8 protein-coding genes are annotated in these 13,272 nt (G+C 70.2%); all 8 read left to right on the plus strand.

The annotated features are described in order from the left end of the window. The first annotated feature begins 172 nt into the window (after positions 1-172). The 8 genes from ACIP6U_RS30815 to ACIP6U_RS30850 all read left to right on the plus strand — a co-directional run bounded on the left by ACIP6U_RS30815 (position 173) and on the right by ACIP6U_RS30850 (position 13,270). Complete coding sequence (locus ACIP6U_RS30815) at positions 173-1,702, plus strand: ABC transporter substrate-binding protein (protein ID WP_401724492.1); 1,530 nt, start codon at positions 173-175, stop codon at positions 1,700-1,702. Between the two features lie 64 nt (positions 1,703-1,766). After that, positions 1,767-2,708 (plus strand): ABC transporter permease, encoded by a 942-nt coding sequence (locus tag ACIP6U_RS30820; protein ID WP_401724495.1) that lies wholly within the window; start codon positions 1,767-1,769, stop codon positions 2,706-2,708. Next, entirely contained in the window at positions 2,705-4,546 is a 1,842-nt protein-coding gene (locus tag ACIP6U_RS30825) for a dipeptide/oligopeptide/nickel ABC transporter permease/ATP-binding protein (RefSeq protein ID WP_401724498.1), read from the plus strand. Before ACIP6U_RS30820 ends, ACIP6U_RS30825 begins: the two co-directional genes overlap by 4 nt. Then, positions 4,543-5,469 (plus strand): ATP-binding cassette domain-containing protein, encoded by a 927-nt coding sequence (locus tag ACIP6U_RS30830; protein WP_401724501.1) that lies wholly within the window; start codon positions 4,543-4,545, stop codon positions 5,467-5,469. The genes ACIP6U_RS30825 and ACIP6U_RS30830 overlap by 4 nt, the downstream gene beginning before the upstream one ends. After that, a complete protein-coding gene (locus tag ACIP6U_RS30835) occupies positions 5,466-6,953 on the plus strand; it encodes a glycoside hydrolase family 43 protein (RefSeq protein ID WP_401724503.1) in 1,488 nt (495 codons plus the stop codon). The genes ACIP6U_RS30830 and ACIP6U_RS30835 overlap by 4 nt, the downstream gene beginning before the upstream one ends. 76 nt (positions 6,954-7,029) lie before the next feature. Next, on the plus strand, positions 7,030-9,192 hold the full coding sequence (locus ACIP6U_RS30840; RefSeq protein WP_401724505.1) for a beta-galactosidase: 2,163 nt from the start codon (positions 7,030-7,032) through the stop codon (positions 9,190-9,192). Beyond that, positions 9,189-11,708, plus strand: coding sequence for a beta-glucosidase (locus tag ACIP6U_RS30845; protein WP_401724507.1), 2,520 nt, complete (start codon positions 9,189-9,191; stop codon positions 11,706-11,708). The genes ACIP6U_RS30840 and ACIP6U_RS30845 overlap by 4 nt, the downstream gene beginning before the upstream one ends. Further along, positions 11,705-13,270, plus strand: a complete 1,566-nt coding sequence (locus ACIP6U_RS30850; protein WP_401724510.1) for a DUF4038 domain-containing protein — start codon at positions 11,705-11,707, stop codon at positions 13,268-13,270. Before ACIP6U_RS30845 ends, ACIP6U_RS30850 begins: the two co-directional genes overlap by 4 nt. Positions 13,271-13,272 lie beyond the last annotated feature (2 nt).

Consider the following 13,272-nt stretch of genomic DNA (forward strand, 5'->3'; position numbering starts at 1 on the left):
TGGTTCTCGACCACCGAAAACGGTGGCGACCACACCCCTTTCGGCCAGGGTCGGCTGACTGCCAAGAGCGGTCGAAGCCGCGTCAGGACCTGGTTCTCCCATACCTCCGAGGCCCTCAAGGGCGGCTCGACGTCCGATGCCGCCCGGTCATCAACTCACCAGCGGAGTACCCATGAGAAGAATCGCGCTGACGGCCGTATCGACTGTCCTGATGTTGTCCGCGGCCGCGTGCGGCTCGGGATCGAGTTCCGGTTCGGGCAAGACGGCCACCGGCGGCACCCTCACCCTGGCCCCGCTGGTCGCGGCGCAGCCCTGGGACCTGGCCGACGCCGGGCTCGGCAACAACGCGCAGTACTATCAGCCCGTATACGACTCGCTGTTCCGGCTCTCCCCGACAGCCGAGGTCGAGCCCAACCTGGCGACCAAGTGGTCGTACGACGCGGCTCGTACGGTACTCACGCTGACCCTGCGCAGCGGCGTCAAGTTCACCGACGGCACCGCCCTGGACGCGGCGGCGGTCAAGGCCAATCTGCTGCACACCAAGGGAGGCACCAGCGAGGCCGCGGGCCAGCTCACGAGCATCAGCGGTGTCGACGTCGTCAACGCCACGACGGTCGCGATCAAGCTCTCGGCCCCCGACCCCTCCCTGGTGCCGAACCTCGGCAACGTGGCCGGCATGATCGCCAGCCCCAAGGCCATCACCGCGGGGACGATCAAGAACGACCCGGTGGGCTCCGGTCCCTACACCCTGGACAAGTCCGCGACCACGGCGGGCAGCACGTACACCTTCGTCCGCAATCCGGGGTACTGGAACAAGGCCGCCTTCCCCTTCGACAAGATCGTCCTCAAGCCGCTCACCGACCCGACCGCCGTGCTCAACGCGCTGCGTTCGGGGCAGGTCAACGGCGCGCTGCTGGCGAGCGCCAAGAACATCGCGCCGGCCAAGAGCAGCGGGCTGACCGTCACCAAGTTCACCTCCGGTGACGTCGAGGGCGTCTACATCTGGGACCGGGCCGGAAAGATCGTCAAGGCGCTCGGTGACGTCCGGGTGCGCCAGGCCATCAACTACGCCTTCGACCGTTCCACGATCGTCAAGACGGCGAAGCAGGGGCTGGGCAAGGCGACGACCCAGATCTTCAACCCGGCGGGCTCGGCCTTCGACGAGTCGCTGAACTCCACGTACTCCTACGACCCGAAGAAGGCCAAGCAGCTGTTGGCCGAGGCGGGTTACCCGAACGGCTTCTCGGTCACCGTCCCCGATGTGTCGTCGGTCTTCCCGGACCAACAGGCGGCCATGGTGCAGCAGTTGGAGGACATCGGGATCAAGGTCAAGGTCGACAAGATCCCGGTCTCGCAGTTCATCAGCGCCCTTCTCGCGGGCAAGTACCCGCTGTCGTACATGACGCTGGCCTCCTTCCGCCCGTGGGACACCATCCAGATCGAGGTGGCCAAGAGCGCTCTGTGGAATCCGCTGCACACCGAGGACGCCAAGGTCACCGACCTGATCACCAGGGCCCGTTCGGCGACCGGCGCCGCCCAGGACGCGCTGTTCAAGGAGCTCAACACCTACCTCGTCGACCAGGCGTGGAACGCGCCCTGGGACTCCGTGGAGAACACCTACGCGACGACCAAGGGGATCACCTTCACCCCGCAGACGTTCGCCGCCGTTCCGCCGATCTACAACTTCAAGCCCGTCGGCTGACCCGGCCACCGATCAACACCGGTCTGAGTAGGGCAAGTCGGAGAAAGGCAAGGTGGAGAGACCGATGATTGTGTTCTTGGTCCGGCGCGTCGCCGCCGGGCTGGTCCTGGTCCTGGTGATCGCGACCATGACCTTCGCGCTGATGGGCCTCACGGGCTCAGATCCGGTGCGCCAGATCGTAGGACAGACGGCCACCCAGCAGCAGGTGTCGGCCAAGTCCGCCGAACTCGGCCTCGACGAGCCCTTCGTGGTCCGCTACGGCCACTGGCTCGGGGACGCGCTGCACGGCAACCTCGGCAGCTCGTGGTTCAGCGGTGAGTCCGTGACGAGTTCGCTGGAGAACAAGCTGCCGGTGACGCTGTCGATCGTGCTGGCGGCGCTGCTGCTGTCGGCGGTACTGAGCACGGTGCTGGGAGTGGCCGCCGCCGTGCGCCGGGGCGCCCTGGACCACGTGGTGCAGCTGCTCGCGGTCCTCGGGTTCGCCGTGCCCAGCTTCCTGGTCGCCCTGATGCTCGCCGTCGTGGTGGGCGTCAACCTGGGCTGGCTGCCCGCGACCGGCTACGTGCCGTTCGCGGACTCGGCGGGCGGCTGGCTCCGGTCGATCACCCTCCCGGCGCTGTCGCTCGCCGTCGGAGCGATCGCCGCCACCGCCCAGCAGGTGCGCGGCTCCATGGTCGACGTACTGCGCGCCGACTACATACGCACCCTCCGCAGCCGCGGCATCAGCGAGCGCAGTCTGCTGTTCCGCCATGCCCTGCGCAACGCGGCGCCGGCCGCGCTGACCGTGCTGGCCCTGCAGTTCATCGGCCTGGTCGGCGGCGCGGTGGTCGTCGAGAAGGTCTTCGGCCTCAACGGCATCGGCAGCCAGGCGACCACCGCCGGATCCCAGGGCGACACCCCGGTGGTCATGGGCGTCGTCGTGGTGATGGTCGCCCTCGTGGTGGTGGTGAACATCCTGATGGACCTCGCGTACGGATGGCTCAACCCGAAGGTGCGTGTCGGATGACACTCCCTCAGCCCGAACAAGCGGCACACACGATCGCGGTCGCCACGCCGGGGCGGGCGGGACTCCTGCGCCGGCTCCTGCGCAGCCCGATGGCCGTGACCTGCCTGGTGCTCCTCGCGCTCATCGCGCTGGCCAGCCTGTTTGCTCCGCTCCTGACCAGCCAGGACCCGGCGCACACCTCGCTGACCGACAGCCTGGCGCCCATGAGCGGGAAGCATCCGCTCGGCGGTGACGGCGTGGGCCGTGACGTCCTGGCCCGGCTGCTCTACGGCGGGCGGACCAGCCTGCTCGGCGCCCTGCTCGCGGTGGCCGTCGCGCTGGCGATCGGTGTTCCCACCGGTCTGGTGGCCGGGTACTACCGCAAGTGGTTCGACGCCGTGAGCAGTTGGGTGTCCAACCTGCTGATGGCCGTACCGGCGATCATCGTGCTGCTCGTCGTGATGTCCGCGGTGGGGCAGAACACCTACCTCGCCATGGCGGTCTTCGGCGTGCTGATGTCGCCGGGGGTCTTCCGGCTCATCCGCGCCTCCGTGATCTCCGTACGCGAGGAGCTGTACGTGGACGCGGCGCGGGTGTCCGGTCTGACGGACCCCCGGATCATCCGCCGGCACATCCTGCCCGTCGTGCAGGCGCCGACCATCATCCAGGCCGCCCAGATGCTCGGTCTCGGCATCGTCATCCAGTCCGGCCTGGAGTTCCTCGGTCTGGGCTCGGCGACCCAGGCGAGCTGGGGCTCCATGCTCAACGACGCCTTCGCCAACATCTACACCAAGCCGGTCCTGCTGGTCTGGCCCGGAGTGGCGCTCGCGGTGACCGTCGCGGCGTTCGGTCTGCTGGGCAACGCCGTGCGGGACGCGCTGGACGGGAGCGCGGTCGGCGGGCGGAAGGCGCGCCGCGCGGTGGCCCGCCGGCAGGTCGCGAAGGCGAAGTCGCCGGCCACGGGTTCCGAATCGACGGACACGGACGACGCCTTGCTCGTGCTCGAAGGCCTCACTGTCTCCTATCCGACGGCCGAGGGAGAGAAGGCCGTTGTCGACGGCGTCTCCCTGACGGTGCGTCGGGGTGAAGTCCTCGGACTCGTAGGGGAATCGGGCTCGGGCAAGAGCCAGACCGCCTTCGCCGTCCTCGGCCTGCTGCCCCGGGAGGCACGGGTCTCCACCGCCCGACTGGTCTTCGACGGCAAGGAGTTGGGAGGCCACGGCCGCGCGGAGGTGAACCGCTACCGCGGTCGCCGGATCGCCTACGTGCCGCAGGAACCGATGTCCAACCTCGACCCTTCGTTCCGGATCGGCGCCCAACTGGTCGAACCGGTGCGTCGACACCTGGGGGTGTCGGCGGCCGAGGCGAAGGCGAAGACACTGGGCCTGCTGGAGCGGGTCGGAATCACCGACCCGGAACGGGTCTTCGCCTCCTATCCGCACCAGATCTCCGGCGGTATGGCGCAGCGCGTGCTCATCGCGGGCGCGGTGTCCTGCGAACCGGATCTCCTGATCGCCGACGAGCCGACCACCGCCCTCGACGTGACCGTGCAGGCCGAGGTGCTCGATCTGATCCGGTCCCTTCAGAGTGAGCGGAACATGGGCGTGATCCTGGTGACCCACGACTTCGGCGTAGTGGCCGATATCTGTGACCGCGTGACGGTGATGCAGACCGGGACGGTGGTGGAGTCCGCTCCCGTACGGCAGTTGTTCGCCGATCCCCAACACCCGTACACCCGCATGCTCCTGGCGTCCACGTTGGAGGACGCGGAGCCACGGTCCGCCCTGGGTCCGGGTCGCACCGTGCCGGCGATCGTCGCGGGGATCACGAACACCGGACGTCAGGAGGGTCCGGCATGACCGGGACCATGAACGGGACACCGAAGAAGGAACTCCCTGCGGAACCCCTGCTGGTGGCCGAGGACGTGGTCGTGGAGTACCCGGCCAAGGGCTGGCGCAAGCCGCCGTTCCGGGTGCTGAAGGGGGTGTCGATCACCATCGGCGCGGGCGAGACGCTCGGCCTCGTCGGTGAGTCGGGTTCGGGCAAGACCACGCTGGGACGGGCCGTCCTCGGCCTGGTCCCGGTCGCCTCCGGCACCGTCCGCTACCGCGGTGAGGTCATCTCGGGCCTGGGTGCGAAGGAGCGTCGCGCGCTCAGCGACGACATCCAGGTGGTGTTCCAGGACCCGTACACCTCGCTCAATCCGGCGATGACGGTCACCGACATCCTCAGCGAGCCGCTGCGGGTCGCGGGTACCTCCCGGGCGGAGGCCGAGAAGCGGGTGAGGGACCTCCTCGACCAGGTCCGGTTGCCCGCCGACGCCGGGGAGCGGCTGCCCCGGGAGTTCTCCGGCGGCCAGCGGCAACGCATCGCCATCGCCCGGGCGTTGTCCCGGGACCCGAAGGTCATCGTCTGCGACGAGCCGGTCAGCGCACTGGATCTGTCGACCCAGGCCCGGGTGCTGGACCTGTTCGTCGAGATCCAGGAACGCACCGGCGTCGCCTACCTCTTCGTCACGCACGACCTGTCCGTCGTCCGGCACATCAGCCACCGGGTGGCGGTCATGTCCGACGGAGAGATCGTCGAGACCGGGGACGCCGCGACCGTCACCACCACACCTCAACACCCTTACACCCAACGGCTGTTGCTCGCCGCGCCCGTACCGGATCCGGGGCGGCAGGCGGAACGCCGGGCCGAGCGGCAAAGGCTGGCGGCGGCCATGGCGGCCGACACCTCCGCGCACACCTCCGTCACCGCCTCGACGTCGGGAGAACGAGCATGACCCTGCCCAACCCCACCGTCCCCGGCTTCCACCCGGACCCCAGCGTCACCCGTGTCGGCGACGACTACTACCTCGCGTGTTCCAGCTTCGAGTACCTCCCCGGCATACCGCTGTTCCACAGCCGCGACCTGGTGCAGTGGAAGCAGATCGGCAACGTCGTGACCCGACCCGGGCAGTTGGCGGTGGAGAAGGTGCCCACGCTCGGCGGAGCGTGGGCGCCCACCATCCGATTCCACGACGGCCGCTTCTGGCTGGTGGTGACCGATGCGATGGGGCGCGGCAGCCTGATCTTCACCGCCGACCGGGCCGAGGGCCCCTGGTCCGACGGTGTCGTCATGCAGGGGATGACCGGCATCGACCCGGACCTCGCCTGGGACTCCGACGGGACTTGCTTCGTCACCTACTCGGGCCTGCAACTCGACGGCGACCGCGCCGGCGAGCATCTGGGCGTCCAGCAGGTCCGCATGGACCTCGACACCGGCCAAGCCCTGGAAGAGCCAAGGTCGTTGTGGTCGGGCACGGGCCTGATGTTCCCCGAGGCGCCGCACCTCTACGAGATCGACGGCACCTGGTACCTCCTGATCGCCGAGGGCGGCACCGAGCGCGGGCACGCCGTGAGCATCGCCCGCGGCACCCGTCCCGACGGTCCCTTCGAGGGCTGCCCGGCCAACCCGGTGCTCAGCGCCCGCAGCACCGACCGCCCGGTCCAGAACACCGGGCACGCCGATCTCGTCAGCACTCCCGACGGCGGCTGGGCACTGATCCTGCTGGGTATGCGGCCCGGTGGCCTGACCAGGGCCTTCTCCCCCATGGGCCGGGAGACGTTCAGCACCTCGCTGGAATGGGTCGACGGCTGGCCGGTCGTGCAGCCGGTCCACCTCACCACGCCCACCGGACCGGTTGAGCGGCACGAGGACTTCACCGGCGCCGAACTCGGCCCGGAATGGCTCTCGATACGGACGCCGGCCGCCGACTGGTCCTCGCTCACCGAGCGTCCGGGGCGCCTCGTCGTGCATGCCGACGGCTCCACCATGGACGACCCTCGGCCACGGTTCGTCGGCCGCCGTCAGCAGCATCGGTCGGCCGCCTTCTCCGTACGGGTGGACAGCGCCGGTGGGGTCGGCGGGCTGAGCCTGCGGATCGACGAGCGTCATCACTACGACATCGAGGTGGGCGCCGGTGTCGCCCGTGCCCGCGCCCGGGTGGGCGGAGTCCGCCAGACCTGGGAACAGCCGGTCCCCGCAGGGGAAGTGACCCTGCGGATCGAGACCGAGCAGGTAAGCGGCATGGACCTGGATGCCCTCGGTCCGGACGTGGTGCGGCTGTCCGTCGATTCCGGCACCGGACCGGTCGAACTCACGGCGCTCGACGGCCGCTATGTCTCCGCGGAGACCGCGGCGTCCTTCACTGGCCGGGTCGTCGGTATGTACGCCGCCGAAGGCTCGGTCGCCTTCGAGCAGTTCAGCTACCGGGGCGAGGACTAGGACCTGTCCGGCGGATCAGCTCGGCGCCGCGCACAGGACCGTCTCCGCACCACCGAGAGAAAGTCACCAGTACCGTATGGGCACTTCCTCCTCACGCATGCTCTTCGGAGCCGCGTACTACACCGAGTACCAGCCGTACGAGCGACTCGCGCAGGACCTCGATCTGATGGCCGAGGCCGGGTTCAGCGTGATCCGGGTCGGCGAGTCGGTCTGGTCGACCTGGGAACCCCGCGAGGGCCACTTCGACCTCGACTGGCTGCAACCGGTGCTCGACGCCGCCCACGACCGGGGCATCAAGGCGATCGTGGGCACCCCGACCTACGCCGTCCCGCCGTGGCTGCGCCGCAAGTACCCCGAGACGGCGGCCCGTTCACGCACCGGGGAGCCCATCCCGTACGGCATGCGGCAGGACGCGGACTACTCGCATCCCGCCTTCCGCCATCTCGCCGAGCGGCTGGTCCGCAGGATCGTCGGGCGTTACGCCGACCACCCGGCGGTCATCGGCTGGCAGGTCGACAACGAGCCCGGCCTGCGGCTCTTCCACAACGACTCGGTGTTCCAGGGCTTCCTCGACCACCTCCGCGAACGCTACGGCGACGTCGAGACGCTCAACCGCCGCTGGGGGCTGACCTATTGGTCCCATCGACTCCAGGACTGGGCGGACCTGTGGACCCCGGACGGGAACTCCACCCCGTCGTACGACCTCGCCTGGCGCCGCTACCAGTCGCGGCTGACGCAGGAATACATCACCTGGCACGCCGAGTTGGTCCGCGGCCTGGTCCCGGAGCACCACTTCGTCACCACCTGTGTCGCCCTCGGTCAGCAGGGCCTGGACATCTCGGCCATCGGCCGGCCACTGGACGTCCCCGGGGCGAACATCTACTACGCCACCCAGGAGGGGCTGGCGCTGCCGGGCTCCGACGAGCCGGACGGCGGGCTGTACCCGTTCTTCGTCTCCTGGTCGGGACCCGCCTGGCTCTACCTCCAGAACGACATGGCACGCGGCATCCGCCAGGAACCCTTCCTCGTCATGGAGACCAACGCCACCTCCATCGGCGGCTCCGCGGACAACTTCCCTCTCTACCGGGGCCAGGCCCGCCAGGCCGTGTGGAGCATGGTCGCGCGCGGCGCCAGGATGATCGAGTACTGGCACTGGCACTCCCTGCACTACGGCGCAGAGACCTACTGGGGCGGCATCCTCGGGCACAGCCTGGAGCCGGGCCGGACGTACGAGGAACTCTCGGAGATCGCCGGGGAGTTCCGGCAGGCCGGCAGTGCGATCGAGGGACTGCGGCCCCGCAGCGACGTGGCGATGCTGCTGTCCGCCGACAGCCGTTGGGCGATGGAATTCATGGGGCCGCTCAGGGGGAACGCCCCTGCCTGGTTCGGTGATCCGCAGTCCTATGACCGCATCGTCGCTGCCTCCTACCGGGGGCTGTTCGACGCCGGACTGTCCGTCGACATCGTTTCCCCGGAGCAACTTCCGCCCAGTCCGGAGGCGTTGGTGGACAGGTGGCCAGTACTGGTGGTCCCGGCGCTGTACATCGCGGACGACGCGACACTTGATCTGCTGCGCCGGTACGCGGAAGCCGGCGGCCATCTCCTCCTCACGCCCCGCACCGGCTACGCCGACGAGGAGGCCGTCGCCCGGCATACGGTCATGCCCGGAGTACTGCGCCCCGCGGCGGGCGCGTCCTACCAGGAGTTCACCAATGTGCTGGCGCCGGTCACGATCACCGAGGGGGCCGGGACGGCGAACGGCCCCACTCTGCACGGGCATGCCACGGCATGGGCCGACGGGCTGATCCCGGAGGGTGCGACCGTCCTCGCTGGATACAACCATCCGCACCTGGGTCAGTTCGCGGCCGTCACCACCCACGAACACGGCGCCGGCCGCGTGACGTACATAGGCACCGTCCCGGACCGCGAACTCGCGCACAGCCTCGCGGACTGGGTCGCCTCGGTCTCCCTTCCGGCCGACGCCTGGCGCGCGGACAGACCGGCATCCGTCACCTGCACGTCGGCCACCACCGCCAACGGCACCGTCCTGCGCTTCGTCCACAACTGGGCCTGGGATCCGGTCGATTACCGGCTGCCGGAAGAAGTCCGGGACCTGTTCACCGGCGCACGCCTCACCGCCGGAGACGCCCTCCCGCTCGGCCCCTGGGACGTCCGGGTCCTCATCGAGAGCACGGGCGACGCCCCCACCGACCACACTTCACCGAGGAGGACCCCGTGACCCGGCAGCCCACCACCGACGCCCCGTCCGCGACTGACGAAGCCGACCTCGCCCGGCGCCTCGGCGCGCTCACCCTGGAGCAGAAGGTGCGGCTGCTCACCGGCGCGGACTTCTGGTCCCTGCACCCCGAACCCGCCGTCGGCCTGCGCAGACTGGTCGTCTCGGACGGACCGGCCGGAGTCCGCGGCGAACTGTGGGACGAGCGCAGCCCCTCCGCCAACGTGCCCTCGCCCACGGCGCTGGCCGCCACCTGGGACGAACCGCTGGTAGAACAGCTCGGCGAGCTGCTCGCCCACGAAGCGCGCGGCAAGGGCGTGGACGTCCTCCTGGCCCCCACCGTGAACCTGCACCGAACCCCTTACGGCGGGCGGCACTTCGAGTGCTTCAGCGAGGACCCGCTGCTCACGGCCCGCATCGGGGTCGCGTACGTCCGAGGGGTTCAGGGCGGTGGCGTGGCGGCCACCGTGAAGCACTTCGTCGGCAACGACTCCGAGACCCAGCGCATGACACTCGACGCGCGGATCGGCGAACGCGCCCTGCGCGAGCTGTACTTGGCGCCGTTCGAGCGGATCGTCGGCGAGGGCGGGGTCTGGGCGGTCATGGCCGCCTACAACGGGGTCAACGGGCACACGATGACCGAGAGTCCGCTGCTGCGTGAAGTGCTGCACGAGGGCTGGGGGTTCGACGGACTCGTGATGTCGGACTGGTTCGCCGTGCGCACCACCGAGCCGTCCGCGCGCGCCGCGCTCGATCTGGTGATGCCCGGCCCGATCGGCCCGTGGGGCGACGCGTTGGTCGCCGCCGTGCGGAAGGGCAAGGTCGACGAGGCGGTCGTCGACGACAAGGTGCTGCGGCTGCTGAGGCTCGCCGCCCGGGTCGGCGCGTTGGACGACCTGCCTGAAGCGGTTCGGCCGGCGCACTACGACGCCGTGTCGGTCGCGGCCCGACTGCGCGAGACCGCCGCCGCCGGGTTCGTGCTGGCGCGCAACGAGGACGCCGTACTGCCCCTGGACCGCGCGGTGTTGAAGAGGGTCGCCGTCCTGGGCCCCAACGCCGCCGTGGCCCGGACCCTCGGCGGCGGCAGCGCCACCGTCTTCCCGCCCTACACCGTCTCCCCGCTCGACGGCATCCGCGCCGCCCTGGGCGAGGACGTCGAGGTCACCCACGGAATCGGCGTCACGCCGCAGAACCGCACGCCCGTGGCGGCGCTGTCCTACCTTCGCCACCCCGACGGTTCCGGCGAGGGCGTGGAAGTGCGGTTCCTGTCCGCGGACGGCACCCTGCTCGGCTCCGAGCGTCGCGCCGGGGGCGCCTACACCTGGATGGGGTCCTACGGGCCCGGTGTGCCCACCGGTCAGGTCGCCCGCGTGGAGGTGCACACCGTGGTCCGTGCGGCGAGCGCCGGCCAGTACGCGATCGGCGGTTCCGGCATCGGGCGTTTCCGGTTGGCCGTCGCGGGGGCCGAGGTGTTCGACGTACGGCTTCAACTCCCGCCGGGCGCCGACCTGGTGGAGGGGCTGATGACTCCGCCCCAGCACCTCCACACCGTCGATCTGGCCGCGAACGAGGAGACCGAGGTCGTCCTCACGCACGACGTCGACTCCGTCTCCTCGGGGGACTCCATCGGCGACGCGGTCACCATGTTCCAGCTCAACCTCCAGCCGCCGCACGGCAGTGACGACGAGGAGATCGAGCGGGCCGTGGCACTCGCCCGCGCCGCCGAGGTCGCCCTGGTCGTGGTGGGCACCACGGAGGAGGTCGAGAGCGAGGGCTTCGACCGTACCGGCCTGACCCTGCCCGGCCGCCAGGACGAACTCGTCCGCCGCGTCGCCGAGGCCAACCCCCGTACCGTCGTGGTGGTCAACTCCGGTGCTCCGGTGCTGCTTCCGTGGGCCGACGACGTGGCGGCGGTGCTGCTGGCCTGGTTCCCCGGGCAGGAGTTCGGCAACGCGCTCGCCGATGTACTGCTGGGGATGAGGGAGCCCGGTGGACGGCTGCCCACGGCTTGGCCGGCGTCCGAGCGAGGGCTGCCCTCGACCGAGCCGATCGACGGCGTCCTCGCCTACGACGAGGGGCTGTTCATCGGCTACCGGGGTGACGGGCGTGCCGGATGGCAGCAGCCCCGGTACGCCTTCGGTCACGGACTCGGGTACACCGCCTGGGAGTACGTCTCGATCGATGTGCCTGACACGGTGCCGACCGAGTTCGACTTCACGGCGGAGATACGGATACGCAACAGCGGCGCCCGGCACGGCAAGGAGGTCGTGCAGGTGTACGCGAGCCGCCCTGGCGGCGCTGTCGAGCGCCCGGTCCGCTGGCTCGCCGGGTTCGCCGTGGTCGAGGCGGGGGCCGGCGAGGAGGCCGTCGCGACGGTCACCGTGGACGCCCGCGCGTTCCAGCACTGGGACACCGAAGCGGGCGCTTGGGCGGTCGAGTTGGGAACCTTCACGTTGGAGGCGGGCCCGTCGTCGACGAACCTTCCTCTCACCACCGACATCGCCGTCAACCGCTCATGACCGCTCCACGAGTGGAAACGGTCACCGCCCCCTGGCGGCAGACCGAGTTCACCCTGAGCGGCGCTCGCGACTACGCCAACCCGTACACCGACGTGGACGTATGGGCCGAGTTCACGCACGAGTCCGGGACGGTCCTGCGCCGCCCGGCCTTCTGGGACGGCGGCCGGGACTGGAAGGTCCGTTTCGCCTCCCCGGAGACGGAGGGCAACTGGACGTGGCACAGCGGGAGTTCAGTAGCGGACGAAGGACTCTCGGGGCAGAGCGGAGCACTCGTCGTCCGCCCCGCCCCGGACGACGGCAACGCCTTCCACCGGCACGGCTTCTGGCGGATGTCTCCCGGCGGACGCAGCCTGGTCCACGCAGACGGAACGCCCGCGCTGCTCGTCGGCGACACCGCCTGGGCCCTGCCCTGGCGGGCCACCGAGGAGCAGGTCGCGCACTACGCGGCCGACCGGCGGGCCAAGGGATTCAACGCGGCCCTGCTGATGAGCGTCCAGCCCGACATGGACGCACGCGGCCCGCGCGACCGCACCGCCGACGAGGGCTTCGACGTCGGCTTCGAGGACCTTCCTACCGGGCACGTCAACGTGCTCAACCCGGCGTACTTCCAGTACCTGGACCGGCTGATCGGCATCCTGCGCGAGCACGGGATCGTCCCCGTACTCCAGCCGCTCTTCCACGGGTTCGGCTGGAAGGGCCTGCGGGTAGCGGGTCCTGTGATCCCACCGCAGGAGTACGCGCGCTACTGCCGTTACCTGGTGGCCCGTTACGGCGCCGCCCCCACCGTCTACCTCGTCGGTGCCGACGGTGAGGGTCACGAACCGCAGATCGCGGCGGGTGGCGCGGAGGTCGGCCGCTGGGACGGCTACGGCCAGCCCTGCGGCATCCACTACCGCCCGCACGCCGACAACAGCGCCCACCAGAGCGAGAGTTGGCTGCACTTCCAGTGGTGCCAGACCGGCCACATGGGCGGACACGTCCAGGAGCGCGTCGCGGACATGTGGCGCAACACCCCTGCCAAGGCGGTCGCCAACGGCGAGCCCACCTACGAAAACACCGGGCGTCCGGGCCGCGCCGCGGGCTGGTGGCAGGGACACGAGGCCTGGAGCAACCTGTGCGCCGGCGGCACGATGGGCGTGGTGTACGGCGCGGCGAGCCTGTGGCAGTGGCGCCTGCACGCCGCCGAACCCGGGCACGAGGAGTTCTTCCTGGCAGAGGGGGCCGGCTGGCGGGAAGCACTCGACTTCGAGGGCTCTGGCCATGTCGGGCTCGTGTCCCGGATCCTGGAGGGCCTGCCGCTGACGGACATGCGGCCCGACTGGCACTCGGCCCTGTCTCCCCGGGGCCTGTCCGTCCCCGGCATGCTGTACCTCGGCTACGCGGAGGAGGGCGGCCCCTTGTTCATCACCGATCCGGTGAACGTCCCGCTCCCCTACCGGGTGGTGGACCCCCGGACCGGCAAGACCGTCCGCGAGGGTGTACGCGCCACCGCAGAGGAGCCCGTACCCGACGAAGGCGGAGCCCCGAGGGTGTACATCTGCCATGACCCGAAAGGGAGTTGATC

The organism is Streptomyces sp. NPDC088794 (genome assembly GCF_044750545.1).
Taxonomy (GTDB): Bacteria; Actinomycetota; Actinomycetes; order Streptomycetales; family Streptomycetaceae; genus Streptomyces.

Excerpts from the sequence above, each read along its gene's own strand:
- ACIP6U_RS30830 (WP_401724501.1), top strand. The coding sequence starts at position 4,543 with ATGACCGGGACCATGAACGGGACACCGAAGAAGGAACTCCCTGCGGAA.
- ACIP6U_RS30820 (WP_401724495.1), top strand. The coding sequence starts at position 1,767 with ATGATTGTGTTCTTGGTCCGGCGCGTCGCCGCCGGGCTGGTCCTGGTC.
- ACIP6U_RS30840 (WP_401724505.1), top strand. The coding sequence starts at position 7,030 with ATGGGCACTTCCTCCTCACGCATGCTCTTCGGAGCCGCGTACTACACC.
- ACIP6U_RS30850 (WP_401724510.1), top strand. The coding sequence starts at position 11,705 with ATGACCGCTCCACGAGTGGAAACGGTCACCGCCCCCTGGCGGCAGACC.
- ACIP6U_RS30815 (WP_401724492.1), top strand. The coding sequence starts at position 173 with ATGAGAAGAATCGCGCTGACGGCCGTATCGACTGTCCTGATGTTGTCC.
- ACIP6U_RS30835 (WP_401724503.1), top strand. The coding sequence starts at position 5,466 with ATGACCCTGCCCAACCCCACCGTCCCCGGCTTCCACCCGGACCCCAGC.
- ACIP6U_RS30825 (WP_401724498.1), top strand. The coding sequence starts at position 2,705 with ATGACACTCCCTCAGCCCGAACAAGCGGCACACACGATCGCGGTCGCC.